The 26,175-nt window shown below is 71.7% G+C and carries 20 protein-coding genes; 12 read left to right on the plus strand and 8 right to left on the minus strand.

What is annotated here, in order from left to right; genetic code table 11:
- Window positions 1–167 precede the first annotated feature (167 nt).
- Window positions 168–770, plus strand: a complete 603-nt coding sequence (locus JIG36_RS44855; RefSeq protein WP_203383011.1) for a TetR/AcrR family transcriptional regulator — start codon at window positions 168–170, stop codon at window positions 768–770.
- Here JIG36_RS44855 and JIG36_RS44860 read toward each other — a convergent pair.
- Together JIG36_RS44860 and speB are read right to left on the minus strand one after the other, a co-directional pair.
- On the minus strand, window positions 761–1,312 hold the full coding sequence (locus JIG36_RS44860) for a winged helix-turn-helix domain-containing protein (protein ID WP_203383012.1): 552 nt from the start codon (window positions 1,310–1,312) through the stop codon (window positions 761–763). The two genes, JIG36_RS44855 and JIG36_RS44860, sit on opposite strands and share 10 nt — an antisense overlap.
- A gap of 91 nt (window positions 1,313–1,403) precedes the next feature.
- Complete coding sequence (speB, locus tag JIG36_RS44865) at window positions 1,404–2,450, minus strand: agmatinase (RefSeq protein WP_203383013.1); 1,047 nt, start codon at window positions 2,448–2,450, stop codon at window positions 1,404–1,406.
- A gap of 98 nt (window positions 2,451–2,548) precedes the next feature.
- Between speB and JIG36_RS44870 the strand changes: the two genes are divergently transcribed.
- A complete protein-coding gene (locus JIG36_RS44870; RefSeq protein WP_203383014.1) occupies window positions 2,549–3,514 on the plus strand; it encodes a serine/threonine-protein kinase in 966 nt (321 codons plus the stop codon).
- A 3-nt stretch (window positions 3,515–3,517) separates the two neighbouring features.
- On the opposite strand, the gene JIG36_RS44875 is transcribed toward JIG36_RS44870, so the two are convergent.
- Both JIG36_RS44875 and JIG36_RS44880 read right to left on the minus strand, forming a co-directional pair.
- Window positions 3,518–4,387 carry a universal stress protein gene (locus JIG36_RS44875; protein ID WP_203383015.1) on the minus strand — a complete coding sequence of 290 codons (870 nt, stop codon included), beginning with the start codon at window positions 4,385–4,387 and terminating at the stop codon, window positions 3,518–3,520.
- Window positions 4,384–5,862 (minus strand): amino acid permease, encoded by a 1,479-nt coding sequence (locus tag JIG36_RS44880; protein ID WP_203383016.1) that lies wholly within the window; start codon window positions 5,860–5,862, stop codon window positions 4,384–4,386. Before JIG36_RS44880 ends, JIG36_RS44875 begins: the two co-directional genes overlap by 4 nt.
- Window positions 5,863–6,094: 232 nt before the next feature.
- Here JIG36_RS44880 and JIG36_RS44885 point away from each other — a divergent pair, with 232 nt between their 5' ends.
- The 7 genes from JIG36_RS44885 (at window position 6,095) to JIG36_RS44920 (ending at window position 13,937) form a co-directional block, all read left to right on the plus strand.
- Window positions 6,095–6,430 carry an STAS domain-containing protein gene (locus JIG36_RS44885; protein ID WP_236049558.1) on the plus strand — a complete coding sequence of 112 codons (336 nt, stop codon included), beginning with the start codon at window positions 6,095–6,097 and terminating at the stop codon, window positions 6,428–6,430.
- A 53-nt stretch (window positions 6,431–6,483) separates the two neighbouring features.
- Window positions 6,484–7,245, plus strand: coding sequence for an alpha/beta hydrolase (locus JIG36_RS44890; RefSeq protein ID WP_203383018.1), 762 nt, complete (start codon window positions 6,484–6,486; stop codon window positions 7,243–7,245).
- Window positions 7,246–7,261: 16 nt separating this feature from the next.
- Complete coding sequence (locus tag JIG36_RS52870) at window positions 7,262–8,494, plus strand: ATP-grasp domain-containing protein (RefSeq protein WP_203383019.1); 1,233 nt, start codon at window positions 7,262–7,264, stop codon at window positions 8,492–8,494.
- A gap of 153 nt (window positions 8,495–8,647) precedes the next feature.
- The gene (locus tag JIG36_RS44900) at window positions 8,648–9,091 is read left to right on the plus strand and encodes a DUF5990 family protein (protein WP_307873165.1); all 444 of its coding nucleotides are present in this window, start codon (window positions 8,648–8,650) and stop codon (window positions 9,089–9,091) included.
- The gene (locus tag JIG36_RS52875; protein WP_236049559.1) at window positions 9,088–12,213 is read left to right on the plus strand and encodes a DEAD/DEAH box helicase; all 3,126 of its coding nucleotides are present in this window, start codon (window positions 9,088–9,090) and stop codon (window positions 12,211–12,213) included. The genes JIG36_RS44900 and JIG36_RS52875 overlap by 4 nt, the downstream gene beginning before the upstream one ends.
- A complete protein-coding gene (locus JIG36_RS44915) occupies window positions 12,206–13,192 on the plus strand; it encodes an SWIM zinc finger family protein (RefSeq protein WP_236049561.1) in 987 nt (328 codons plus the stop codon). Before JIG36_RS52875 ends, JIG36_RS44915 begins: the two co-directional genes overlap by 8 nt.
- Before the next feature lie 178 nt (window positions 13,193–13,370).
- A complete protein-coding gene (locus JIG36_RS44920) occupies window positions 13,371–13,937 on the plus strand; it encodes a hypothetical protein (RefSeq protein WP_203383020.1) in 567 nt (188 codons plus the stop codon).
- Between the two features lie 267 nt (window positions 13,938–14,204).
- On the opposite strand, the gene JIG36_RS44925 is transcribed toward JIG36_RS44920, so the two are convergent.
- Both JIG36_RS44925 and JIG36_RS44930 read right to left on the minus strand, forming a co-directional pair.
- The gene (locus tag JIG36_RS44925; RefSeq protein WP_203383058.1) at window positions 14,205–15,668 is read right to left on the minus strand and encodes an SDR family NAD(P)-dependent oxidoreductase; all 1,464 of its coding nucleotides are present in this window, start codon (window positions 15,666–15,668) and stop codon (window positions 14,205–14,207) included.
- A gap of 125 nt (window positions 15,669–15,793) precedes the next feature.
- Window positions 15,794–16,606 (minus strand): helix-turn-helix domain-containing protein, encoded by an 813-nt coding sequence (locus tag JIG36_RS44930; RefSeq protein ID WP_203383021.1) that lies wholly within the window; start codon window positions 16,604–16,606, stop codon window positions 15,794–15,796.
- A 102-nt stretch (window positions 16,607–16,708) separates the two neighbouring features.
- On the opposite strand from JIG36_RS44930, the gene JIG36_RS44935 reads away from it, so the two are divergent.
- Window positions 16,709–17,662, plus strand: a complete 954-nt coding sequence (locus JIG36_RS44935) for an alpha/beta hydrolase family protein (protein WP_203383022.1) — start codon at window positions 16,709–16,711, stop codon at window positions 17,660–17,662.
- A gap of 4 nt (window positions 17,663–17,666) precedes the next feature.
- On the opposite strand, the gene JIG36_RS44940 is transcribed toward JIG36_RS44935, so the two are convergent.
- Window positions 17,667–18,578, minus strand: coding sequence for a LysR family transcriptional regulator (locus JIG36_RS44940; protein ID WP_203383023.1), 912 nt, complete (start codon window positions 18,576–18,578; stop codon window positions 17,667–17,669).
- A 70-nt stretch (window positions 18,579–18,648) separates the two neighbouring features.
- Between JIG36_RS44940 and JIG36_RS54490 the strand changes: the two genes are divergently transcribed.
- Together JIG36_RS54490 and JIG36_RS44950 are read left to right on the plus strand one after the other, a co-directional pair.
- A complete protein-coding gene (locus tag JIG36_RS54490) occupies window positions 18,649–19,623 on the plus strand; it encodes a DMT family transporter (protein ID WP_203383024.1) in 975 nt (324 codons plus the stop codon).
- Window positions 19,624–19,846: 223 nt separating this feature from the next.
- On the plus strand, window positions 19,847–20,584 hold the full coding sequence (locus JIG36_RS44950; RefSeq protein WP_203383025.1) for an SDR family NAD(P)-dependent oxidoreductase: 738 nt from the start codon (window positions 19,847–19,849) through the stop codon (window positions 20,582–20,584).
- An 82-nt stretch (window positions 20,585–20,666) separates the two neighbouring features.
- On the opposite strand, the gene JIG36_RS53715 is transcribed toward JIG36_RS44950, so the two are convergent.
- The gene (locus tag JIG36_RS53715) at window positions 20,667–26,123 is read right to left on the minus strand and encodes an MMPL family transporter (RefSeq protein WP_307873166.1); all 5,457 of its coding nucleotides are present in this window, start codon (window positions 26,121–26,123) and stop codon (window positions 20,667–20,669) included.
- Window positions 26,124–26,175 lie beyond the last annotated feature (52 nt).

Here is a 26,175-nt window from a genome sequence, read left to right on the forward strand (position 1 = left end):
CGGTTAATTCTCCCCACTCTGTTGCGTCGTCAAGAAAATGACCGTCGGCCCGTGCCCGGAACGCGCGTGGTGCCTGATCACCGTCCGTGGTGGTCGATCACGGAGAGTGTGGCGCGGTGACTGCCTGAGATCGCCTGATGATCGTCGCCGCGTGATAGACATGCGCGGTGCGGGAGGGGCAGCGGGCGGCGCGCCGGCGTGAGGACGTGCTGGCCGCCGCGTGTGCCGTCGTGGCCGAGCGAGGGGCCGACGCGACCCGTTTCTCCGATGTGACCGCGGTGACCGGGGTCGGGGTGTCCACCCTGCAGTACTACTTCGGAAGCCGCGAAGACATGCTGATCGCGGTGTTCCGGCTGTCCGCCCGCATGGACTTCGACCAGGTGACCGCGCGCCTCGAGGGTGAGACCGACCCGTGGCGGCGGCTGGTGGTGATCGCCTCCTACCTGACCGGCGCGGTGGGCAGCGACATCTCGTGGCGGGTGTGGGTCGAGTCGTGGCGGTGGGCCCTGCGCGACGCCGGGCTGCGGGCCGAGGTGCTGGGCGACTACACCCGATGGCGGGAGCTGCTGGCGGCCGAGATCGAGGCCGGCGTACGCGGGAGGGCCTTCACCACCCGGGCCGCGCCCCTCGACGTGGCCCGGCAGGCGCTCGCGCTCATCGACGGCCTGGCGCTGCCGGTGGTGCTCGGCGATCCCGCCGTGGACCGCGACGCGGCCGCCGGGTTGCTGATCGACGCGCTGGCCCGCCTGACCGGGCGCGTTCAGGAGTAGTCACTGCCGTACAGGTGCCGGCCGGGGTGGTCGCGGAACAGCAGGCAGTGGTTGTCGTCCTCGGGGCCCGGGGTGCGCACGGCCGGGCAGTTCGGGATGGCGTTGATCTCGGAGGCGCACAGTGTCCACTGCACCCACCAGCCGGTGCCGGCCGCGTGCTGGCCCAGCCCGGCGTGCGCGCCCTCGTGCGGATGTTCCAGCTCGCAGTGCAGCACCCGGTCGAGCCCGTGGGCCGGGCGGGGCAGCCGGCTGAGCCAGCCGACCTGCTGACGGTCGAGCTCGATGCGGGCCGGGCAGCGCTGCGCGTCGATGACGGCCAGGCTCGTGACGAAGTTGCCGGCGCCCTTGCGCGAACTGATCAGCCCCTCGGTGCGCAGCACCCGGAGAGCGGACTGGACGGTCGTACGGGCGACGCGGTGCGAGCCGGCGAGCGTGTGCTCGGACGGCAGCTTGGCGCCGACGGTCAGGCTGCCGGTGAAGATCTGGTGTCTCAGCTCGGCCGCGATCTGCTGGTACGGAGAGAGTGCCGTGTCGGGGGACATGCAAGGCATGCTGCGTGGCTGATCAGGGTGGAACAAGTGCGCAACCGCGACTGTCTGTCACGACCGCCGGGCCGGCACCGAGGGCTGCGGATCACTCACCGAGGGCGGTCGCCCCGCCCTGCGAGCCGCGGCCCTCGAGCAGCGGCGTGGCCCGGTTCCAGCGGGGCCCACCTGCGTCTTTGCGGCGCCGGGCGATGCCCGACAGGGCCTCCAGGACGACCCGGTTGCCGAGCATCGCGGTGATGTCCGCATGGTCGAACGGGGGTGCCACCTCGACGATGTCCATGCCTACTACGGGTAATTCGTGGCAGATCCGCGAGACGCTGTCGAGAAGTTGGCGCGCGGTGAAGCCACCCGGCTCCGGCGTGCCCGTGCCCGGGGCGTGGCCGGGGTCGCAGACGTCGATGTCGACCGAGAGGAAGACGCCGTCGCAGTCGTCGAGCGCGATCTCGAACGCCCGGTCGAGCACGGTGTCGAGGCCGCGGTCGACGATCTCGCTCATGTGGAACGAGTTCATGCCCTGGTCGGCCATCCAGTCGAGGGTCTCCGGACCGGGCCAGTAGCCGCGCAGGCCCAACTGCAGAAAGCGGTCCCCCCGTACGGCGCCCGACTCGATCAGACGCCGCATGGGCTGCCCATGGCCGTACAGGGAACCGAATTCGATGTCCCCGGTGTCCGCGTGCGCGTCGAAATGGATGACCGAGACGCGCCCGGCCCCGTGGTGACGGGCCACGCCGGCCACATCGGGCCAGGTGACGGTGTGGTCGCCGCCCAGGATCAGCGGGATCGCGCCGTGTGCGGTGACGAACGCGACGGCGTCCTCGATCGTGTCGCAGCTGCGCTGGATCTCGCCGCTGAACACCTCGAGGTCGCCCGCGTCCTTGACGGTCAGGTCGCCGCCGAGGGCGTCGACCCGCATCGCCATGTGCGGCCGGGAGCCGTCGTGCGGCAGATAGTCGGTGCCCCGGATGACCTGCGGGCCGAAGCGGGCGCCGGGCCGGTGCGACGTGCCGCCGTCGAAGGGCGCGCCGAGGATGACCACGTCGGCGTCCGCGTACGTCGCCGGTTCCTCCCAGTCGCAGGCGGGCACCCCGAGGAACGTGTAATCGGGTCCGAACATCGGTCCGTAGCGCGTCACGCCAGGGACTGTATCGCCATACAGTGACCGGGTACAGCGTTTCTGTCCCGGGATCGACGGGTACCGCCAGCAGACGATCTAACCCGGGAGGGCGGACAATGCGGACGTTGGGCGGGCGTTACCAGCTCGTGCGACGCATCGGCGTGGGCGGGATGTCCGAGGTGTGGCGCGGCCACGACCGGGTGCTCGACCGCCCGGTCGCGGTCAAGATCATGGGGCCTTCGCTGGAGGGCACGCTGGGCGACGCGGCGAGTGTCGACCTCGTACGGACCGAGGCCCGTTCGGCGGCCCGGCTGGCTCACCCGAACGTGGCCGGCGTGCACGACTTCGGCACCTCACGCCCGGAGCCGGCCGCGCGCGACGTGCCGTACATCGTGATGGAACTCGTCGAAGGCCAGACGCTCGGCGCCCACCTGGCTGCCGGCCCGATCGACTGGCGGATCGGGGTGCGCATCTGCGCCGAGGTCGCGGCCGCCCTGGCCGCCGCCCACGCCGAGCAGATCGTGCACCGCGACATCAAGCCGGCCAACGTCATGCTCACCCCGTCCGGCGCCAAGGTGCTCGACTTCGGCATCGCGGCCTCGTCGGCCGCCCCCGACCCCGATCCCGAGGTGCCGGTGATGGGCACCCCGGCCTATGTGGCGCCCGAGCTGTTCGAGGGGGTGCCGGCCACCCCGGCCAGCGACATGTTCGCCCTCGGCACCCTGCTGCACCAATGCATCAGCGGGCGCCTGCCGTGGCGGGCCGAATCGCCGACCGAGCTCGTCTACGCCCAGCGCTACCGCGACCCCGACCCGCTGCCCGAGATCGGCGAGCTGCCACCCGAGGTGGAAGACCTCGTCTCGCGCTGCCTGAGCCGGGACCCGGCCGAGCGCCCGACCGCCCTGGTGGCCGCGCTGCTGCTGGCCGAGGCGGTCGACGCCCGCGTCTACGTGCCCATCCAGGAGTTCGACGCCGGGCCGGCCCGCCCCTCGGTGTCGCCGTGGGACAAGCAGGCCGCGGAGGCGCCCACCTCCGCCGCGGTCGAGGCCGGGGCCGGAGGCGGGCGCCACCGCGCCGAGTAGGCGTCATCCGCTGCGGGGAACCACGACCAGGGGCCGGCACGCGCGCCGGATGAGCCGGGTCGACACCCCGCCGAGCAGCACCCGCCGGGCCGGGCCGTAGCCGCGGGAACCGCAGTAGAGCACGTCCACGTCGGTCAGGTCAGCCAGCGTGTCGACCACGTCGCCCGCGACCACCTGCCATTCGGCCGTGACGCCGGGCACCGCCTCGGCCGCCTTGCGCAGCGACGCCTCGTACGTCTCGCGGGCCGTGTCGAGGAACGCCCGTTCGACGTCCTCGCCGATCAGGAACGGCAGCGACGCGTCCCCCTCGGCGACCACGGTGTAGAGCTTGAGCGTGTCCCCGGTGCGGCGGGCGGTCTCGGCCGCGACCCGCAGCGCGGCCCGGCCGTCCGGCGTGTCCACGTACGCCACCCCGATGCGGCGCCGCTCGGCCGGCGGGGCGGGCATCGACGCCGGGGCGATGGCGACCGGGCAGACGCTGCCGGCGAGCAGGCGCTCGGCGGTGCTGCCGGCCATCAGGCGCTCCTTGGTGGCGTGCCGGCCCGACCCGATCACCAGCATCGCCGCCTGGGTCTGCTCGGCCAGGTCGTGCAGCCCGTGCGCGGCCGACGACGACGACACCATGCGGTAGGTGACCTCGCCGGGCGCGTCCTCCAGGGTCTTGCGGGCGTCGTCGAGCACCCGCTGGGCGGCGCGGTGCCGGTCGGCGACCCATTCGGCGTCCACCCGGCCCGAGCCGAGGGCGGCCGGCGCCGGGTGCACGACGGCGACCAGCAGCGGCGCTTCCAGGGCCTCGGCGAACCAGCGGCCCAGGGCCAGGGCGTCCTCGGCAGTGGGGCCGCCGTCGACTCCCGCTATCACCGGGCCGGTCATGACGGATCACCGTCCTCCGGCGTACGGGGATCGGACTCGCGGGCCCAGCCCGGGGTGGCGGACTGCTCGCGGCGCAGGCGGGAGTTCTTGTAGCCGTACAGCCAGTAGATGACCACGCCGATCACCAGCCACACGACGAACCGGACCCAGGTGTCCCAGGGCAGGTCGCTCATCAGGTAGACCGCGAACGCGATGCCGAGGATCGGCAGCACCGGCGACCACGGCACCCGGTAGGGCCGGGGCATGTCGGGGCGGGTGCGGCGCAGCACGATCACGCCGATGTTGACCAGCACGAACGCGAACAGCGTGCCGATGTTGACCAGCTTGACGATCTCGCTCAGCGGCACCAGCGCGGCCAGGATCGCGATCAGCACGCCGAGAATCATGGTCAGCCGGGCCGGGGTGCCGTACCGCTGGTTGACCTGGGCCAGACGCTGGGGGAGCAGGCCGTCGCGGCACATCGCGAAGAAGATGCGGGTCTGGCCGTACATGATGACCAGCACCACGCTGGTGATGGCGACGACCGCGCCGAGCGCGAGGATCGCGGCCGCCCAGCTGATGCCGGCGCCCTGGTCGAGCGCGGCCGCCAGCGGCGCGTCGCTGCCCTCGAGCTGGTCCGGCGAGGCGATGCCGATCGCCCCGACCGCGGTCAGCACATAGAAGATCGTGCAGATGACCAACGAGCCGATGATGGCCAGGGGCAGGTCACGGGCCGGCTGCTTGGCCTCCTCGCTGCCGGTCGAGACCGCGTCGAAGCCGATGTAGGCGAAGAAGATCACCGCCGCCGCCGCGGTCACCCCGTCCACTCCGTCGGGGGCGAACGGCTGGAAGTTGCCGGTGCCGAAGTTCGCGAACGCCACCACGATGAAGAACAGCAGGACGACCAGCTTGACCGCGACCATCACCAGGTTGACCCGGGCGCTCTCGGTCACGCCCCGGATCAGCAGGAACGTGATGGCCAGGACCACGAACACGGCCGGCAGGTTGAAGATGCCGCCGTCCTCGGGGGATTTCGCAATCGCGTCGGGCAGGGCCACCCCGAACGCGGCGTCGAGGAACGCGTTCAGGTTGCCGCCCCAGCCGACGGCGATCGCCGCCACCGAGACCCCGTACTCCAGGATCAGGTCCCATCCGATGATCCAGGCGACCAGTTCGCCCAGGGTCGCGTACGTGTAGGTGTAGGCGCTGCCGGCCACCGGGATCGACGACGCCAGCTCCGCATACGACAGCGCCGAGAACGCACAGGCGACCGCGGCCAGCACGAAGGACAGGATCACCGCGGGCCCGGCTATGCCCGCCCCCTCACCGATCACGACGAAGATGCCGGTGCCGATGATCGCGCCGACGCCCATCGCGGTCAGATGCGTGGCACCGACTGCTTTCTTGAGGCCGTGCCCCTCCTCCGCCGTCTCGGTGATGAGGGATCTGACGTCGCGCACCGCGAAGATGCCCGGCCGTCCCGAGGTCGTGGCCATGTCTGCCCTCCCGTCATCGGCTCCCGCCTATGTGACTTTGGGCATACGTCCCGTCACTCCGCAACCGCACAGCAAGATCGGGCAGGTCCGACATGTGCCCGGGGGCAGTCGCGCACCGGGTGTCCGCTGTGGCACCGGAAACGCGCGGCAGCCTGCGGGAGTAGCGAAACCAGAGGTACGGTGGCCACGGAGCCACAGGGGTGACGGAGGTTCGGCGGTGGGCGAGGCGGTGATGACGACGCGGCGTCAGGCGGACGGCGCGATCGTCGTCGATGTGCGAGGCAGCCTCGACGCGGCCACGGTCGGCGCCCTGCGCGAGACGCTGCTCGGCACGATCCAGCGCGAGCGCCCGGTGACCCTGATCGTCGACCTCACGTTCGTCACGTTCATGGATTCCCAGGGCATCGGCACCCTGGTCACGGGTTACAACGTGGCCCGCGAGGTGGGCACGAAATTCGTGCTGCGCAACCCCAGCGAGTTCGTGCACCGCCAGCTTCGGGTGACCGGCCTGGCCGAGATGTTCGGGCTGCCCCCGTCGTCGTCGCCGAGCCAGTCCTACACCCCCTGAAACAGCTCCGCCGATGACGAGCGGCCGCACTCCGCGGCGGCTAATGTGCGTTCATGGAGCGCAGGGCCGCCACTCTGCGGCGTGACCCCGACTGGTGGACCCTTCCGGCCGCGACCGGATCCTGGTCGAGCCTCGAACTTTCCGTGAAGGCGCTGCGGGCCGACCTGGCCGTGCGCGTCTGGTCGCCGGCCGAAGCCACCGGGCGGGTGCTGGTCGCCCACGACGGGCCCGACTACGACAAACACGCCGACCTGGGCCGTTACGTCGCCGCCTCGATCACCGCCGGCCGCATCGAACCCTGCCACGTCGTGCTGCTCCCGGCCGGGGACCGCTTCGAGTGGTATGCGGCCCTCCCGGCGTACGGGCGCGCCCTGGGTCTGGAAATCCTGCCCGAGCTGGCCGATCGGTTCTCCGGTGGAGCGCCCGTGGTGACGGCCGGCGCGAGTCTCGGCGCTTTGGCCCTGCTGCACTGCCAGCGCCGCTACCCCGACCTGTTCGCCGGTCTGTTCCTGCAGTCCGGCAGTTTCTTCCAGCCCCGCTTCGACAAACAGGAGACCGGCTTCGCGCGCTACCTGCCGATCGTGCGCTTCACCGGGCGGGTGCTGCGGGCCGGACGCGGTCCCGCCGTGCCGACGACGATCACTTGCGGCAGGCTCGAGGAGAACCTCGCGAACAACCGGAGCATGGCCGAGGCGCTGCGCGGGCAGGGTTACCCGGTCACCTTCGCGCAGATCGAAGGCGGTCACGACTGGCCGGCCTGGCGCGACGCCCTCGATCCGCACCTCACATCGCTGTTGAGACGAGTCTGGCCTTGATCCAGGGGAGGCAACCGTGGCGGACGTCGAGCACACCATCGGACTTCTACTCGGAACGGAAGACGACTGGCCCCGGGCCTACGAGGCCCTGCTGCGCCGCCTCGGGGTGGTGAACGGACCGGACGGCAAGAGTCACCGGGTCTCGTCCGAGCGGGTCACCATCGAGCCGTTCAACCTGCGCTACAAGCCCCGCCACGAGCTGGTCATCGACCGGCTGGCCTACTGGTACTACCACCCTCGCGAGTGGCTCAAGAAAATCGCGCTGATGGATGACGTGTACCTGCTGAACAGCCCGTTCACGTTCCAGTCGATGGAGAAGCACGCGGCCTACTGCGCGATGATGCGGCTCGGGCTCAAGGTGCCCGAGACGGTGCTGGTGCCGTACAAGAACCCTCTGGACAACAGCCGGTACGCGTACACGGCGGCCCGCTACAACCAGGCGTTCGACCTGGACGAGACGGCGGCGCAGGTCGGCTATCCGATGTTCATGAAGCCCTACGACGGCGGCGCCTGGGTCGGCGTCTCCAAGATCCGTAATCCGCAGGAGCTGCACGCCGCGTACGACGCCTCGGGGGAGCGGCTGATGCATCTGCAGGCCTCGGTCGAGGACTACGACGTGTTCGCCCGGTCGCTGACCATCGGCCCCGAGACGATGGTCATGAAGTTCCGCCCCGAGCAGCCCATGCACGCCCGCTACGAGGTCGACCACGGCTTCCTCAACGCCGAGCAGGGCGACGAGGTGGTCACGATCTCGCGGCTGGTCAACGCGTTCTTCCGGTGGGAGTTCAACTCGTGCGAGTCGCTGGTGCGCGGCACCGACGTGCACCCGATCGACTACGCCAACGCCTGCCCCGACGTGGCGGTCACCTCGCTGCACTACTACTTCCCGTGGGCCATGGCCGCCCTGGTCCGGTGGTCGGTGTTCTGCGTGGTGACCGGGCGTAAGCCGCGCCTCGACACCGACACGTCGGCCTATTTTGCGATCGGGGACGACCCTTCGCTTTCGTACGGGGAAAAGCTCGCCGGCTACCGCAAGCTGGCCGATGACTACTTCGAGGCCGACCGGTACGCCGACTTCTGCGACCGCTATCTGGGCAACGTCGACGAGATCGTCTACGACTGGGTGAACTCCGAGGAGTTCCGGTCGCTGTTGCGCGAGACCGTTCGGGCTACGTATCCGGTGCATGAGCATGAGAAGTTCCAGGCGCACTTCGGTGGGCTGCTCGACGCTTGGGTCCGTGACCACTGAATTTTTCTGACTTGTCGGATTTGCTCGCTTTGCGGGCTCGCTTTGCGGGCTCGCTTTGCGGGCTCGCTTTGCGGGCTCGCTTTGTCGGCTCGCTTTGTCGGCTCGCTTTGTCGGCTCGTCGTTCTGTCGGACCCCCGGGCTAGGGTCGTTCTCGTGCTGATCCGGCTGCTCGGTAATGACCTGCCCGCCCACCGCGGTGGGGGCCAGGCCGATGCTCTGCGCCTGGCCAACGTGCACGTCGGGGTGCAGCGGCAGCGTGACGTGGTCTCGCGCTTCCCGGCGTGGGCGGCGTCGGCCGAGTGGGAGTTCGAGATCACCTCGCGCGAGATCGACGAGCTGCTCGACGTGGGCGGGCCCTGGGTGCACGGGCGGCCGGGGGCCCGGTTCCTCTATCTGAGCTGGGGCAACGTCAGCGGCGACGAGTTCCACATGTTCCGGCGGGCCAAGCTCATGTTCGGTGACGTGCCGACCGCCGTTCTGCGTGGCGCCCACGACGGCGCGGGCGTGCTGACCGGGTCGCTCGGGCTCACCGACGCGGCCGGTGACCCGGTCTGTGCCCGGGTGCGGCCGCCCGCGATCGTCTGGGAGCTGCGATGACCGACCTGGTCGCGGCCGAGACGCGGGTGTTGCACGGGTTCGTCGGGCGTGACGGCTCGCTCAACCTCTGGGGCGAGGGGCCGTCCTTCGCGTTGCCGGCCTCGCTGCTGCCGGCGGGGGAGGAGCGATCGGCCACCCTCGTGCTGCCCTCGACCAGCGCCGGGCCGCTGCCGTCGCCGTTCCTCGGCGTGCCGCCCCGCCGCGGCACCCCGAAACTGCGGGCCTGGCCGGTGCCGGCGGTGACCGTCCCGTTCCTCGACGCCGACGTGGCGGCCGAGTTCGACGGGCGGCTCGGCCGCTCGGTCGAGTGGATGATCGAGCTCTGCGAGTTCGCGGCCGACCTGGTCCGCCGCGGGCGGGTGCTGCCCGCCGTCCACCCCCACGGCCCGACCGCCCGCTGGCGGCCCGTGCTCACCGGCTTCGACACCGTCCACCGCGACGACCTGCTGCGGCGGATGCCCGCGGCCGCCCGGGCCGAACGCGCCCGCCCCGGTGACGTGGCCGGGCTGCCCGCCGAAGACGCCCTGGCCGCCGCCCTCGAACGCCTCGTCGACGGTCTGGTCCGCACCCGGCTGGCCGAGGCCGGCGTGCAGCTAGGCGAGGGCTGGCTGGCCGCGCTCACCGGCGAACCCGGGTTCTCCGCCGCCCCCGCCCTCGTCGACGAGCTGGCCGACCGCCTCGACGCCTGGCACACCAGCGCGGTCACCGGGGCCGCGGTGCGGCTCTGCTTCCGGCTCAGCCACCTGGCCGAGCTCGAACCCGACGAACCCGACGCCGTGAACCCCGACCCGGCTGTCGTCCCGGCCCGCGACGCGTGGCTGCTCGAGTTCCTGCTCCAGGCGGTCGACGAACCCAGCGCGATGGTCACCGCGGCCGACGTCTGGCGCGACAGCTACGCCCCGCTGCGCCGCTGGACCAGCCACCCGCAGGAACGCCTGCTGGGCGCGCTCGGCCGGGCCGCCCGGCTCTACCCCGACCTCGAGGCGGCGCTGCGGGTGCCCCGCCCGGTCGACATGGTGCTCGACACCGAGGAGGCCCACCGCTTCCTCACCCACGCGGCCACGCTCGAAGAGGCGGGCCACGGTGTTCTGCTGCCGGCCTGGTGGCGCGACAAGCCCGGCCTCGGGTTCGGCCTCAACCTGCGCCCCCGCGACCCGATCCCGGCCGTGCTGCGCGACCAGGCGGCCGATCTCGCCCACCTCGTCGACTACGACTGGGGGCTGGCCCTGGGCGGGCGCGTGCTCACCTCGGAGGAACTGGCCGACCTCGCCAAGGCCAAGGTTCCGCTCGTGCGGCTGAGGGGCCGCTGGGTCTACCTCGATGCCGACCGCCTCGACGCCGGGCTGCGCTTCCTCGCGCGTGGCGGCGGCACGATGACCGCGGGCAACGCGCTGCGCACGATCAAACTGCTGCCGCCCGAGGATCTGCCGCTGCCGGTGACCGCCGTCAGCGGCGAAGGGTGGGCGGCGCGGTTGCTCTCGGGCGAGCTCGAGGGGGAGTTGGAGCTGCTCGACACGCCCGCTGCGTTCGAGGGGGAGCTCCGGGCGTACCAGCGAAGGGGTTTCTCCTGGCTGGCCTTCCTCGATCGGCTCGGGCTCGGGGCATGCCTGGCCGACGACATGGGGCTGGGCAAGACCATTCAGTTGATCGCCCTGCTGTTGCACCGGCGGCCGGGGCCGGTTCTGCTCATCTGTCCGCTGTCGGTGATCGGCAACTGGCAGCGGGAGTTCGCCCGTTTCGCGCCATCCCTGACCGTGCACGTGCTGCACGGCGCTGACCGCCATGTCGGTGCTCTTTCTTCCGGGTTCGCTGCTTCCTTCTCTGGGTCCGCTGATTCTTCTTCCAGGCCTGCTGCTTCCTCTTCCGGGTCTGCCGCTTCTCCTTCCGGGCCCGCTTCCTTCTCCGGGCCCGCTTCCTTCTCCGGGCCCGCTTCCTTCTCCGGGCCCGCTTCCTTCTCCGGGCCCGCTTCCTCTTCCTCCGCCGCTTCCGCCGACGTTGTGCTCACGACGTACTCGACCGCGGTCCGCGACGCCGACCTGCTTTCCGCGGTGCAGTGGGACCGGGTCGTGCTTGATGAGGCCCAGCATGTGAAGAACAGCGCCGGGGCGGCCGCGCGCGCGATCCGCCGCTTCCCGTCGCGCATGCGGATCGCGCTGACCGGCACGCCGGTGGAGAACCGCCTGGCCGAACTGTGGTCGATCCTCGACTACCTCAATCCGGGTGTGCTCGCCTCGGCCCACACGTTCCGCGCCCGCTTCGCCGTGCCCATCGAGCGCTACGCCGACGAGGAGGCGGCCGCGCGGCTGCGCCAGGCGACCCGGCCCTACCTGCTGCGCCGCGTCAAGAACGATCCGATCGTCATCAACGACCTGCCCGACAAGCAGCACGTCCGCCACCTGTGCGGGCTCACCGGGGAACAGTCGACGCTCTACCGCGCGATCCTCGACGAGATGACCACCAAGCTCGACGAGACCACCGAGCGGTGGAACAAGGGCATCGTGCTGGCCGGGATGACCAAGCTGAAGCAGGCCTGCGTCCACCCGGCGCTGCTGCTCGGCGACGGGTCACCGCTGCCCGGCCGCTCGGGCAAGCTGGAACGCCTCGAAGAGATCGTCGACGGCGCCCTCGCGCAGGGTGAGAGCGTTCTGTGCTTCACCCAGTTCGCCAAGTTCGGCGCCATGCTGACACCCCACCTGGCGGCCCGGTTCGGGGTGACGGTGCGCTACCTGCACGGTGGCGTCGCGCGGGGCGCCCGCGACGAGATGGTCGCCGCGTTCCAGGCTTCCTCCGGGCCCGAGATCTTCGTGCTGTCGCTGAAGGCCGGCGGCACCGGGCTCAACCTGACCGCGGCCAACCACGTGGTGCACGTCGACCGCTGGTGGAACCCGGCGACCGAGGCCCAGGCGACCGACCGCGCGTTCCGGATCGGCCAGCGCCGCGACGTCACCGTGCACACGCTGGTCTGCCTGGGCACGCTCGAGGAACGCATCGACCGGCTGCTCGCCGACAAGGGCGTGCTGGCCGAACGCGTGGTCGGCAACGGCGAGGGCTGGCTGACCGCACTGTCCACCACGGAGCTGCGGGAGCTGCTCACCCTCGCGCCGGAGGCCATCGTTGACTGAGCTGCCGGTGGCCTTCCTGGGAACCTTCGAGTCGTTGCGGATGGGGCCGACGTTCGCGCGGGGGCGGCGCGACGAGCGGGCCGGGCACGTTCGCAGCCTGACCATCTCGTCCAGCCTGGTGGTGGCGCAGGTGCGCGGGCCCGACGATCCGCGGGCGTTCCGGTCGCGGATCGCGGTGCGGGCGTTCGGGGCGTCCGAGTGGGCGGCGGTGTCGTCGGCGCTGGCCGGGGAGGCCAGGTTCGTGGCCCAGCTGCTCGACGGGCGGATGCCGGGCGGGATCGGCGAGGTGTTCTCGTCGGCCGGGTTGAGCCTGGTGCCGTTGTCGCTCGACGAGGTGGCGATGGACTGCACATGCGAGCGGTGGCCGATGCCGTGCGTGCATCTGGCGGCGACCTGTTATGCGCTGGCGCGCAGCTTCCAGGAGGATCCGTTCGGTGCCTTCGCCTGGCGGGGGCGGGGGCGGGACGAGCTGCTGACCCACCTGCGGGAGTTGCGCGGTGCCATAGCCGTGACGCGGGACAATCCGGGCTCTGCCTCGCGGGGCGCTTCCGCTTCGCGCGCCGCTTCTTCCGGCCCGGCTTCCTCCTCCGTTTCCCCCGACGCCGCCTCCTCCACTTCCGCCGGGGCCGGGTTCTCCGCTCCCGCCGGGGCGGCCTTTGGAGGTGCCACCTCCACGTCCTCGGCGGGTTCTTCCGCGCCCGGGGGCCCCTCTTCTTCCCACCCTGCTGAACCTCCCTTCTCCGACCCCGCTGGGCCTCCCTTCTCCGACTCTCCGGAGGCTGATCTCGGGGAGAGCCTGGGCGAGGTGGCCGATTTCTGGGGCTCGTCGTTGCCGGCGGCGGTGCCGACGGGCGCGCGGCCCGGGGGCGTGACCAGGCCGGACACGCTGCTCGACCAACTCGATCCGCCGCCGCTGGCCGAGGGCGGGCGGCCGATCGTGGACGTCCTGCGGCCCGCCTATCTGGCGCTGCCCTCCTAGCGCCGTCCGGCTGCTCCTCCGCTGTTTTGCTGAGCGCTCCCTCCGCTGTTCGGACAGTGGTGATCCACTAACGAAGTACACGCTCCGAAACCTTCCCGTGACATTCTGTGCACGTGGTGTCCTTCTCGAGGCATAGCGTTTTGTCAAGAGAAGGTGTGATATGAACCGTATTACCCGAATGCTTACGGTCACCGGCCTCGGCCTGATCGCGGGTGTCACCATGGGTGCGGGTCCGGCCATGGCGGCCACCGGGACTGACGCCGGCACGTCGAAGACGTCCAGCGCCTCCCAGGACAACCGTCGTGACCGTGTTGTCGGGTACTACCGCAGCTACGGCGCGTGCGTCATCGCCGGCCGTATCGGTGAGCGTTTCGACCGCTGGGACGACTTCGACTGCGACCGCGTGGGTCGCCGTACGTTCGCCCTCGAGGTCAGCTGGGACCGCGACTGGCGCTGGAACGACCGCGGCCACGGCCGCCCGTGGTTCCACGACCGTGACCGTGACCACCGTGACCGCGACCACCGCGACCGCGACCACCGTGACCGTGACCGTGACCGTGACCGCGACCGCGACCGTGACGGCGACCGTGACCGTGACGGCGACCGTGACCGTGGTGGCGACCGTGACCGTGGTGGCGACCGTGACCGTGGTGGCGACCGCGACCGTGGTGGCGACCGCGACCGTGGTGGCGACCGGGACCGTGGCGGCATGGACAGCGACCGGGCCGACCGCCCCGCTGCCTGACAACATCAGTAGCACGACGAGCCACGGCCTCTCGGGGCCGTGGCTCGTCCACGTTCTCCACCTGCGACGGCTCGCACCGACACCGCGGGCGGTGACGTCCGCACGGCGCCGGGCGGCATCGTCGTCCCGCGGCCCGGTTGTCGTCCCGCGGCCCGGTTGTCGTCCCGCGGCCCGATTGTCGTCCCGCGGCCCGGTTGTCGTCCCACAGCCCGGTCGTCTGGCCGCGGTCTGGTCGTCAGGCCACGGTATCGAGTCGGTCGGGTTCGGCTACCAGGCGATCGGGGCGTAGTCCTTCAGGAAGATGCCGTACAGGTCTTCGCCGGCCTCGCCGCGGACGATCGGGTCATAGACGCGGGCCGCACCGTCGACCAGGTCGAGCGGGGCGTGGAAGCCCTCCTCGGCCAGGCGCATCTTGGTCGGGTGGGGACGTTCGTCGGTGATCCAGCCGGTGTCGACGCTGGTCATCAGGATGCCGTCGGCGAACATGTCGACCGCGCTGGTGCGGGTCAGCATGTTGAGCGCGGCCTTGGCCATGTTGGTGTGCGGGTGACCGGCACCCTTGTAGCCACGGCTGAAGATGCCCTCCATGGCCGACACGTTCACCACGTACCGGCGGGGGAAGGGTGACTGCTTCATCGCCTCGCGCAGCCGGCTGACCAGCACGAACGGCGCCGTCACGTTGCACAGCTGCACCTCGAGCAGTTCGAGCGGGTCGACCTCGTGCACCCGGTCGCTCCAGCTGTTCGTCGGCGTGGTGTCGGGCACCAGGCCGCCGGCGTCGATCGCGACCGAACGGGCGGTCAGCGCCATCTCGGTGATCTGCTGCGGCGTCAGCACGGGCGCACCCGTGGTCAGCGCGGCGGCCGGTGAGACGCCCGCGGTGCCGAAATATTCCAGCTCGGGCAGCGGCCCGTTCGGCAGCGACTCCGCTTCGGCGGCGGCGATGGCCGCGTACGAGCCGGGGGTGCGCCGGACCGTCTGGGCCGCGTTGTTGATGATGATGTCGAGGTGGCCGCGCGCGGCGACCGAGTCGGCGAGGCCCACGACCTGGGCCGGGTCGCGCAGATCGAGCCCGACCACCCGCAGCCGGTGCATCCAGTCGCCGCTGTCGGGCATGGCCGAGAACCGGCGTACGGCGTCGTGCGGGAACCGCGTCGTGATGGTCAGATCGGCCCCGTCCCGCAGCAGCCGGAGCGCGATGTACATGCCGATCTTGGCCCGCCCACCGGTCAGCAGCGCCCGCCGCCCCGCGAGGTCGGTCCGCGCGTCCCGCCGCTCGTGATTGAGCACGGCGCACGTCGGGCAGAGCTGGTGATAGAACGCGTCGACCTGCGTGTACCGCTGCTTGCACACGTAGCAGCCGCGAGCCTGGTGCAGCACGCCCGCGGTGGCCGCCTTGACGCTGGACCGCAGCGGGATCCCCGCGGTCTCGTCGTCGATGCGCCCCGGAGCCCCGGTCGCGGTCGCCTCGGTGACCGCCCGGTCGTTGGCCAGGATCGCGTCACGGCGCTCCCGCCGGCGCTTGTGCTTCACCGTCTTGAACAGGGCAGCGGTGGCCCGCCGCACCGCCACGGCGTCGGGGTGCTCCGTGGGAAGTGCTTCCACCTCAGCGATCACCGCAAGACACAGCGCCAGCCGCTCGGCGTCCACGCCCGCGGTCGTCGTTCCGGCGTCCACGCCGGCGGTCGTCGTTTCGGCGTCCACGTCCGCGGTCGTCGTTGCTTCGCCCATCATCCGAACAAATTCCGTCCTTCAAATCCCGATCCGTCGCTGGAACTGTACTGAGCCCGCCGACTGATCGACCGCCCAACTCCCACCTGAAGAACTTCCCGCCCAGCTCCCGACCCCGCCCGGGGTCATCGGGCGGTCAGCGTGGCCATCTTGGCCGCGTCCGGGCTGCCCGGCTCGGCTGTGAGAAGCACCAGGCGCAGCTCGGCGTCGTGCACGGTGAGAATTTCGCAGTCCAGGGTGACCTCGCCGACCAGCGGGTTCATGACGGTCTTGCGCTGGCCACCGTGACGGGCGACGACCGGTTGCTCCCACAGCGCGGCGAACCGGTCGCTGACCCGGCGCAGTTCGGCGACCAGGGCGGGTATCCGCGGGTCGGCGGGGTAGCGGGATGCGGTCTCGCGCAGATCGGCCACGAGCGATTGCTCGTGCCGCTCGAAGTCCGGGATCCGGACCGGCAGGTCGTCGGTGGCGAAGATCAGCCAGGGGGAGTTGCGGCGGCGCCCGGTGATGGTGTCCGGGTCCTGGAACAGCCGCGCCCAGGCCCGGTTCGCGGTCAGCAGCGTCCAGGTCAGGTCATAGACGGCCAGGGGCGCCTCGGTGAGGCGCTCGGCCATCCGCAGCACGCCCGGCGTGACGTGCCGGGGCACGGTCCCGTCCGGGGGCAGATGGTGTCCGGCCAGGCGGGCCAGCAGGTCGTACTCCTCGCGGTTGAGCCGCAGTGCCCGCGCCAGCGCGCGGATGACGTCGATGCTCGGGCGGGCCCGGTCCTGTTCCATGCGTTTGATGTAGTCGGTGGAAACGCCCGCCAGCGTGGCCAGTTCCGCGCGGCGTAGTCCCGGGGTGCGTCGCGCTTGGTCACCGACGGGCAGGCCGGCGCTGTCCGGACTCACCCGGCGTCGCCACGCCTGCAGGACCGGGCCCATGGTCATCTCCGCCATCTGTTGATCATGCCCTCTTCCGGCTGTATTCCCTCTGAGGGGGACGAGCCGGGCCCCCTTCCCGCAGCATGACGGGGCGCCACCGTGGAGAAGGAGGCCGGCATGAGTGATCCTGTCTCCGAAGCCGGAACCATCCCCGTGAACGACTCGACCCCGATCCTCGCGTACGGTCCGCTGGTCCTCGATGTGCCGGGGCGCCCGGTGCCCCTGGCGATGAAGGTCTCCGCCCCGGCGACCGGCACCGGCCTGCCGATCATCCTGCTGTCGCACGGGCACGGCATGACGACGTTCCTGTCGTCGCTGCGCGGCTACGGACCCCTCGCGGACTTCTTCGCCGCCCACGGCTTCGTGGTCGTCCAGCCCACCCACCTCGACTCCACCGCGCTCGGGCTGCGCGAGAGCGACCACCCGGAAGCGCCGACGTTCTGGAAGTCGCGCCCGGCCGAGATCAGTTTCATCATCGACCACCTCGACGACATCGAGGCCGCCGTGCCCGGGCTGGCCGGCCGCCTGGACACGACGCGCGTCGCGGCCGTCGGGCACTCGCTGGGCGGGCACACCGTGGCGCTGCTGCGTGGCATGCAGACCAGGGATCCGGCCGACGGCAGCACCGTGCGCGTGCCCGACGAGCGCATCAAGGCCGCTGTCATCATCGCGACGCCCGGTGAGGCGGACGAGCAGACCAACCAGGACATGCTGAACAACTACCCGGTCAACAAGTACAACGACTTCAGCACCATGGGCATGGACGCGCTGGTGGTGGCCGGCGACAAGGACCTGAATCCGATGTTCTCCGACCGGCTCAGCTACCGGTGGGACGCCTACACCCGGGCCCCGGGCCCGAAGACGCTGCTCATGGTGCACGGCGCCGAGCACATCTTCGGTGGCATCTCCGGCTACGACGCGTCCGAGACCACCGACGAGGATCCGGAGCGCGTCTCCACGCTGCGGGCGCTGATCTGGGCGTACCTGCGCAGTCAGCTCTATCCGGACGACCCGGCCTGGAACCGGGCCCTCGCCGCGATGGGCGACTTTGGCACGGTGGAGGCGAAGTAGAGCGTCACGTCAGGGCGGGGAGGGCGGCGACGGTCTCGTGCAACGACTGGACCAGGGCCTCGGTCAGGGGATTGGGACGGCGGCGCTGAGGGGTGACGATGCCGATGTAGCGGCACGGGCACGGCGGCGCCAGCGGGACGGTGGCCAGGCCGCCCTGGGCTGCGGTCAGGGCCACCTGGGGGATCATGCTGATGCCCACGTCGGCGCGGACCAGGGACTGGGCGAAGACGTAGTCGGTGCCCCGGCAGGCCGTGCGGATCTCGTAGCCGGCCAGGGCCGCGTAGTGGTCGAGCATGTCGACGATCTCCAGGCAGCCGTGGACCCAGCGCTCGCCGGCCAGCTCGGCGATCGTCAGGGACTCGCGGGACGCCAGCCGGTGGCCGTCGGGCAGGACGATCCACATCGGGTCGTCCAGCAGCGGGGTCCAGGTGAGGCCGGAGCGGTCTCCCCGCCGTACGGGGGGAAGGTCGTCGAAGTGATAGACGAGAGCGAGGTCGGCGGCGCCCGACCGCACGAGGGGGAGGGCGTCGGCGGGCTCGTTCTCCAGCACCGTGAGCTCGACGCCGGGACGCTCGGCGGCGAACCGGGTCAGCGCCGGCGGCAACAGACGCTGCCCGCCGCTGGTGAACGTGGCCACGGTCAGGCTGTCGGGCGTGCCCAGGCGGGCGATCTCGCGTTCGGCCTGGGAGAGCTCGGCGGCGATGGCGTCACCGGCCTCGACCAGCACCCGGCCCGCGTTGGTCAGGTCGACCCCGCGCGTGCTGCGGATCACCACCGCGGCGCCCAGTTCCCGTTCCAGCGCGCTGATCTGCTGCGACACCGCCGAAGGGGTCAGGCGGAGCGAGGCGGCCGCCTGGTTGAAGCTGCCCAGCCGCGCCACCTCGCGCAGCACGGCCACACGGCGTACGTCGATCATAAGCTCACCTTAGGGCGGATGTAGAAAGTCGCTACTACCGCTTAATACCGTACGGGGGCAGGGTCGAGATGTGAATCGTCGCGCCTGGCTTCTCTTCCTCGCCGTCTCCGTCCTCTGGGGCATCCCCTACTTCCTGATCAAGGTCGCCATCGAGGACCTCTCGCCGATGCTTGTCGTCGCGGGCCGGGTCGGGATCGCCGCGCTCGTGCTCCTGCCGATCGCCGCCGCCCGCGGATCCCTGGCGAAGCTACGCGGCCGCATGGGCTGGGTCGTCGTGCTGTCGGTGGTGCACATTCTCGGGCCGTTCCTGCTCATCACGTACGGCGAGACCCATATCAGCTCGTCCCTGACCGGCCTGCTCATCGCCGTCGAACCGGTCGCGATCGCCCTGCTCATGCTGCGTTCCGAGCGGCTCGCCCCGATCCGCGTGACGGGCCTGGTGCTCGGCTTCGGCGGCGTGGCGCTGCTCGTCGGCCTCGACCTCTCCGGCGACCGGCTCGGCCTGCTGGGCGCCGGCATGGTGCTGGTGGCGGCGATCAGCTATGCGGTCGCCACGATGCTCGTGCAGCGCCGCCTCGCCGACGTGCCGGCCGAGTCGCTGGTCGGGGCCACGACCGGCATCACCACACTCGCGCTGCTGCCGTTCGCCGCCTTTTCACTTCCTTCCCATTCCGTACGCACCGAGGCCTGGGCTTCGCTGGCTGCGCTCGGCCTGTTCTGCACGGCTCTCGCGCTGCTGGCGTTCTACCAGCTCATCGGCGAGGTCGGCTCGACCCGGGCGGGCCTGGTGACATACGTGAACCCGGTCGTCGCGGTCCTGCTCGGCGTCGTGCTGCTCAACGAGAGCTTCGGCCTCAGCACGCTCGCCGGGTTCGCCCTGGTGGCGGCGGGTTGCTGGCTGTCGACGCGGCCGGTCCCCGAGATCGCCGCTCCGGTCGGCACCGAGCCGGTGGTCGTTGCTCCGGTCGTCGCCGAGCCGGTGGTCGCCGAGCCGGTGGTCGCTGCCACCGAGAATCGCGACCCCGTCCAGACCACCCGTCCCTGAGACACACGCCCGAGCCCGGGTGCCCCCGCCGGTGCTCCGCGCTGGACAGCCGACGATGAGAACGCCCCGAGCGCGGGTGCGTCCGCCATGGCGGAAACGCCCGAGCGCGGGTGCGGCCCCCAGGAACGACGTGGCCGAGCGACTCCCGCGCCAGCGAGCCGCTCGGCCACGTCCCCTTTTTCCTCGATGCCTTTTCCCCCGAAGTCCGCATAGGGTGACCGGCATGGGCCAGCGGATTCTGATCACCGGCGCACGGCGGGGAATCGGGGCGGCCATCGCCGTCGGCCTGGCCCGCCCCGGCCACAAACTTCTGCTGCACCACCTGGCCGCCGCCGACGAGGCCGAGGGCGTCGCCCGTCTCTGCCGCGACCTCGGCGCCGAAGCCACCCTGCTCGACGCCGACCTGGCCGACCCGGGCGCCGTCCGGGACCTGGCCGACCGCGCCGGCCCGGTCGACGTGCTGATCAACAACGCGGCCAAGGCGTCCAACACCGACTTCGCGGCGCTGCCGCTGGCCGAATGGCAGCAGACGTTCGCGGTCAACGTCACCGCGCCCATGCTGCTCGCCCAGGCGTTGAGCCCCGGCATGGCCGAGCGGGGCTGGGGTCGCATCGTCAACATCGTTTCCCCGACCGTACGGCTGGGTGGCCCGTCCGGCGCCGCGTATGTGTCGAGCAAGGCGGCCCTGATCGGTCTCACCCGTTCCCTGGCCCGCGCACTCGGCCCCGCCTGCGTCACCGTGAACGCGCTGTCACCGGGCGCCATCCGCACCGAGGGCGAGGTCGAACTGGCCGCCGGCCGCGACGAACAGGCCCACGCCCCCATCGTGGCGTCCCAGGCCCTGCCGCGCGCCCTCGTCCCCGAAGACGTGGTGGCCGCCGTACGCCTCCTGGTCTCGGACGGTTCCGGCGCGATCACCGGTCAGGTCCTCGAGGTCGGCGGGGGCCTGGTCTTCCGCTGAGCAGCCCGCGCCCGGAGTCGCCGATCGGGCTGTGTCCGGCGCGGGTGGGTGTTTGTCCGGCGTGGAAGCGTTGCGCTGACGGTTACTCGGCCTGGTCTTCGCTCTCGGGCTTGCGGCGCGGGGCCGGGACCTGGTCGGCGAGCGTGGCCGGACGCCGGGCCGGCTTGTGCTCGGCCAGGCTCTCCGGGCGCTTGCGCTCGCCGGTGGGACGGCGGGTCCGGCTGTACTGGGCCAGGTCGGCCGGCCGCGACTCGCGCAGGTGGTCGCCGAGGTCGGCCGGGCGTGTCGTTCGCAGGTGGTCGCCCAGGTCGGCCGGGCGGCGCTGCGCGGGCACGGCCGGAGCCGCGGGTGCTTCGACCGGGTCGACCGAGTACGGCTGTTCGCCGCGCAGGGCTGGGCGGAGCAGTGGCGACGGCTCGTCGGCCGGGGCCGTCGGTCGCTGCGGGAGTGGTTCCCCGAACGGCCGTTGCGCCAGCGGTTCGACGGCGTCGCGCTGCGGGGGCAGGCCCGCGCTGGCACTGGGCAGGGGCTCGACCGGCCGGCGCTGGGGGAGGGGCGCCGGATTGTCGCGCTGGGGGAGCGGTTCGGTGGCCCGCTGCGGGGCGAATGGCTCCGCTACCTGTCGCTGAGGCAGGGGTTCCGCGTTGCCGCGCTGAGAAACCGGCTCCGCCACCTGTCGCTGAGGCAGAGGGTCGGTGGTTCCGCGCTGGGGGAGCGGATCGGTGGCCCGCTGCGGGGCGAACGGTCCCGCGGCCTCGGGCTTCGGGAACGGCTCGGCCGGGCGGCGCTGGGGGAGCGGCTCCCCGAACTGGCGCGACGGGGTGGGCCGGTCGTACGGCGCCGGGCCCGGGTCCTCGGGCATGGGGGCCGGCTCGTCGAAGATGGTCCGGCGGGGCGGGACCGGGGGCTCGTCCGCCCGGCGGGCCGGGAACAGGTCCGAGAGGCGGGTCGCCGTGCCGCTTCCGCTTGTGGGCGGCTCGATCGGGGATGCGGGCGGCTCCGCGGCGGGTGTGCGCCGGGAAAGCGGCTCGCGCCGGGGCAGCGGTTCAGCGATCGGCTCGGCGGAGGCGACCGGTACGGCCGGGGCCGACGCCGGAGTCTCGAACCGCCGGCTCTCGCCGGGCGTGGCGTCGAACGGCTGGTTGCCGGCCGGCGTGGCCTCGAACGGCCGGGTCCGGTTGGGCGGGACGTCGGAGGGGCGGGTCTCGGCCGGGCGGGTGTTGGCCGTCGTGCTCTCGGTGGGCCGAGAGCCAGTGGGCCTGACCTCGGCGGGCTTGGCCTCGGCGGGGGCGTTCTCGATGGGCTTGGCTTCGGCGGGGGCGGCGGAAGATTCGAGGCGGCGGACCCGGGCGAGGTCGGGGGCCGGCATGCGACGGGTCGACTCGAGGCCGGGCAGCTGGAGCTTGCGGGTGGCGTCGAGGTCGGGGGCGTCGAAGCTGCGGGTGACGGCCAGGTCGGACTCGGCGACCTCCGGTTCGGCGGCCGGGGCGATCGGGTCGAGTTCGGGTGTGGCGATCGCGCCGGAGGTTTCCGGGTCGGGGGACTCGAAAGCCCGTACGGCGGCGAGGTTCGGCGCCTCGAAGATCGCGGTGGCGTCCACATCGGGCAGCGCCAGGTTGCGGGTGCGCTCGAAGTCGGGGCGGTCGCCGAAGTAGGGGACCGGGGGCTCCGAGGGCTCGGCGGGCAGTTGCAGCGAGCTTGCGAACGTCCCCGCCGACGACGGCGCGAAGAAGAAATCGTCCGGCGCCGAGTAGTCGGTGTATGTGCTCAACGACTCCGACCGGTACACGCCCGGCTCGGGGTTCCACGGCACCGGCAGGTTCAGGGAGGCGGCGGCGAGCGGCGGATCCGGCTCGACATCCTCGTCCGGTTCCTCCACTCGGAAACTCGCGGCAACCGGATCGTCCTCGACGATCTCGGCCACAACGGGCTCGTCGTCCTCGAGCACCTCGGCCACGACAGGTTCGTCCCCGCCGTAGTTCCCGACCGCCGCCCCGATCTCGATCCCGCTCCCGGTCCCGGTCGGCGTGTCCTTCTCGGCTGTGGACGCGCTCCGCGTGGCGTCTTCGACGGTGGCCGCTACGGGAGGGTCGGTCTGGGCTGTGGAAGCGGCGGGCGTGTCGGTTCCGAACGGCGCGCGGGAGCCGGCTGTGGGTGCGGCGGGTGTGTCGGTTTCGAACGGCGCGCGGGAGTCGGCTGTGGGTGCGGTGTGCGTGTCGGTTTCGAACGGCGTACTTGAGTCGGCCGTGGTGGCGGTCGATTCGTTGGAGTCAGCCCTGGTCGCGGCCGGCTTTACGTCGACGGTGGCGGCTTCAGCCACGAGCGCTTCGACGTCCGGCGATTTTTGGGGCGTCTCGGTGAGCGGCTCGTCCTCAGGCGTGACCGCAGCCGAGTCGCGGACCGAGGAATCCGAAGGGACCAGGCGGTCGTCGTCGTCCGCCGGAGCCGGTTCGGTCTCAGCCGGAAGTGGGTCTGTGGCCGACGACTTCGCATCGCCGGAGTCCTCACCGGCGTCTTTGCTCGAGACGGGCGCGACGCGGGCGACGGCCACAATCGGTACCTCGTCCGCTGCGGCCTCCGACGATGCTTCCGCGGACGCCTTCCCAGACACGTTCCCGGACGGCGCTTCCTTGGACGCCAACGGAGCAACACCGGGCGTCGCGCCGCTTGATGCCGCGTCCTCGGAGGGCGCGTCGTTACTGGAAGGCGTGGCGCTCGCAGGCTCGTCCTCGGAGGGGGCGTCGCTGGACGTTGCATCGGCGGAGGGCGCGTCGGTGGAGGGCGCGGCGTTCGCGGGCTCATCTTCGGAGAGGGCGTCGCGGGATCCAGCGTCGCTGGAGGGCGTGGCGCTCGTGAGCTCGTCTTCGGAAGGCTTGTCGCCGAGCGCTGCCTCGACGGAGGGCGCGTCGCTGGAGGGCGTGGCGCCCGCGGGCTCGTCGTCCGAGGGCACGTCGCCGGCCGGTGCGTCACTGGAAGGCGTGGCTTCCGTGGGCCCGTCCTCGGACGGCGCGTCGCTGGAAGCTGTGGCGCTGGAAGGCGTGGCGCTGGAAGGCGTGGCGCTCGTGGGCCCGTCCTCGGCCGGTGCATCGCCGGCAGACGCGGCCCCCACCGGCGCGTCCTCGACGATCTCCGCCTCGACGTGGTCCTCGTCCGCGGACCCGGCATTCACGGCGGCGGGCGTGTCTTCGATGATCTCGGCGTCGACGACGTCGTCCTCGACCGGCGAAGGATCGGCCCCGACCCGGGGGATGACCTGGGTCGCGACCTCCTGCGACGGCAGCTTCTTGTTGACCATCCCGGGCGGCAGCAGCAACACTCCGGCCGCTTCCCGGTCCCACTCGGCCCGCTTCGCGGTCGGCCCCGGCGGCAGCGCCAGCACCACCGTCGACTCGCCCACACTGTGCCGCCCCGCAGGCAGCGCCGGCATCTCCTCGCCGGCGTGCTCCGCCAGCCCGGCCCGCTCCTGCAACCGCCGCAACGGTCCGGGCGCCCACCAGGCCGCGTTCCCCAGCAGGCCCAGCACCGCCGGCACCAGCAGCATGCGGACGACCGTCGCGTCCAGGAACAGCGCCACGATCATGCCGACGCCCACGAACCGCATCGTCGTCACCGACGACAGCGCGAACGCCCCGGTCACCACGATCAGCAGCAACGCGGCCGCGCTGATCACCCGGCCGGTGCGGGCCAGGCCGACCGTCACCGCCTCGTTCGTGGTGGCGCCGTGGGTGCGGGCCTCCACCATGCGCGAGAGCAGGAACACCTCGTAGTCGGTGGACAGACCGAACACCACGGCCGCCATCAGCACGACGATCCCGGCCTCGAGCGGCGCCGGCGTCACGCCCAGCCAGCTCGCGCCGTGGCCCTCCTGGAAGATCCAGACCAGGACGCCGAACGTCGCGCTGAGGCTGAGCGCGCTCATCACCACGGCCTTGATCGGCAGCAGGATCGAGCCGAAGGCCAGGAACATCAGGATCAGGGTGGCGCCGACGAGCAGGCCGACCATCCACGGCAGCTTGGCCGCGGTGGCCGAGAGACTGTCGACGTTGCGGGCCGTGGTGCCGCCGACCAGCAGTTCGGCGCCGTTGGGCACCGGCAGCGACCGGATGTCGTCGACGACCTGGCGGGCCTCGACGCTGAACGGGTCGGTCGAGGTGAGCACGGCGTTGAAGACGGTGACCTCGCCGGCGCGCTGGGCCGGGCCGAGCTGGGCGATGCCGGGGATCTGGCGCAGCGTCACCGCGAAGGCCGAGGTGTCGGCGCCGCCGCGCAGCACGATCGGCATGCCGTCACCGGTGAACTGCGGGTAGTCCGCCTTCAGGGTCTCGATCGCGACGCGGGCCGGGTCACCGGCGGGCAGCGTCCGTTCGTCGGCCTCGCCGAAGCGGACCCCGGCGATCGGCGCGGCCAGGATCAGCAGCACGGCCAGGATGGGCAGCACGACGATCACCGGGCGGCGCAGCACGGCGGCCGCGAGCTTGCCCCAGAACGACTCCTCGGGCGACACGTTCTTGCGGCCGGGCAGCCGGATCGGCAGCTTGTCGACGCGCGGGCCGAGCAGCGCGAGCATCGCCGGCAACAGGGTCAGCGAGAGCAGCGCGGCCAGGCCGACCGCGGCCAGACCCCCGTACGCGAGGGACTTGAGGAAGCCCTGCGGGAACAGCAGCAGACCGGCGAGCGCGATCATGAGCAGGGTGGCCGAGAAGACGACCGTGCGTCCGGCGGTCGCGACGGTGCGGCGTACGGCTTCGGACGGCGTACGGCCGGCGTTCTGTTCCTCGCGGAACCGGCCGACCATGAACAGGCCGTAGTCGATGGCCATGCCCAGGCCGAGCAGGCTGGCGACGTTGACCGCGAACGAGTTGACCTCGTGTACGTTGGCCACCGCGTGCAGCACGCCGAGCGAACCCAGCACGGCCGCGCCGCCGACCAGCACCGGCAGGGAGGCGGCGACGAGCGAGCCGAACAGGAACAGCAGCAGGATCAGCACGACCGGCAGCGAGATGATCTCGGCGCGGGCGAGGTCCTGGGTGGAGCGGGTGGAGGTGGCGTCGGCCAGCACGACCCCGCCGGAGAGCTGCACCTTCGTGCCGGCGACGGCGAACTTGTCGTCGATCTCGCGGTACGCGTCGAGCTTGGCGCCGTCGTCCGCACCGGCCAGCGTGACGATCGCGATGCCGCTGGTCTTGTCCTTGGCCGCGAACTGCGACGACTTCGTCTGCCAGTACGAGGTGGTGCCGACGACCGCCGACTTGGGCAGCAACGCGAGGCGGGTCCGGATCTGCTTGCCGAGCTCGACGTCGTCGATCTTGACCTTGTCGGGGGTGTAGAGCACGACCACGTCGCCGCCCTGCGCTCCGAACGCCTTCTCGACCGCCTCGGCCGCCTGCGACGACTCGCTGTTCGGGTCGTTGTAGCCGCCCTCGGTGAGCTGGCCGAAAACACCGAGCCCCCAGATGCCCGCGCCGATCACCGCGACGAGCGCGACGGACAGCACCGGCCACCGGAAGCGGGCGACCCACGATCCCCAGCCCGCGAACACGTCAACCCCTCTGATCGTTCTTCACTACCGCCGGATCCCGGCTGGAGTGTTT

This window comes from Paractinoplanes ovalisporus (genome assembly GCF_016834655.1).
In the GTDB taxonomy this organism is placed as follows: Bacteria; Actinomycetota; Actinomycetes; order Mycobacteriales; family Micromonosporaceae; genus Actinoplanes; species Actinoplanes ovalisporus.

Coding starts and splice junctions, on each gene's coding strand:
- JIG36_RS44860 (WP_203383012.1), bottom strand. CDS start 1,312: ATGTCCCCCGACACGGCACTCTCTCCGTACCAGCAGATCGCGGCCGAG.
- JIG36_RS44950 (WP_203383025.1), top strand. CDS start 19,847: ATGGGCCAGCGGATTCTGATCACCGGCGCACGGCGGGGAATCGGGGCG.
- JIG36_RS52875 (WP_236049559.1), top strand. CDS start 9,088: ATGACCGACCTGGTCGCGGCCGAGACGCGGGTGTTGCACGGGTTCGTC.
- JIG36_RS44920 (WP_203383020.1), top strand. CDS start 13,371: ATGCTTACGGTCACCGGCCTCGGCCTGATCGCGGGTGTCACCATGGGT.
- JIG36_RS44870 (WP_203383014.1), top strand. CDS start 2,549: ATGCGGACGTTGGGCGGGCGTTACCAGCTCGTGCGACGCATCGGCGTG.
- JIG36_RS44925 (WP_203383058.1), bottom strand. CDS start 15,668: ATGGGCGAAGCAACGACGACCGCGGACGTGGACGCCGAAACGACGACC.
- JIG36_RS44890 (WP_203383018.1), top strand. CDS start 6,484: ATGGAGCGCAGGGCCGCCACTCTGCGGCGTGACCCCGACTGGTGGACC.
- JIG36_RS44935 (WP_203383022.1), top strand. CDS start 16,709: ATGAGTGATCCTGTCTCCGAAGCCGGAACCATCCCCGTGAACGACTCG.
- JIG36_RS44880 (WP_203383016.1), bottom strand. CDS start 5,862: ATGGCCACGACCTCGGGACGGCCGGGCATCTTCGCGGTGCGCGACGTC.
- JIG36_RS44930 (WP_203383021.1), bottom strand. CDS start 16,606: ATGGCGGAGATGACCATGGGCCCGGTCCTGCAGGCGTGGCGACGCCGG.
- JIG36_RS44875 (WP_203383015.1), bottom strand. CDS start 4,387: ATGACCGGCCCGGTGATAGCGGGAGTCGACGGCGGCCCCACTGCCGAG.
- JIG36_RS44885 (WP_236049558.1), top strand. CDS start 6,095: ATGACGACGCGGCGTCAGGCGGACGGCGCGATCGTCGTCGATGTGCGA.
- JIG36_RS44940 (WP_203383023.1), bottom strand. CDS start 18,578: ATGATCGACGTACGCCGTGTGGCCGTGCTGCGCGAGGTGGCGCGGCTG.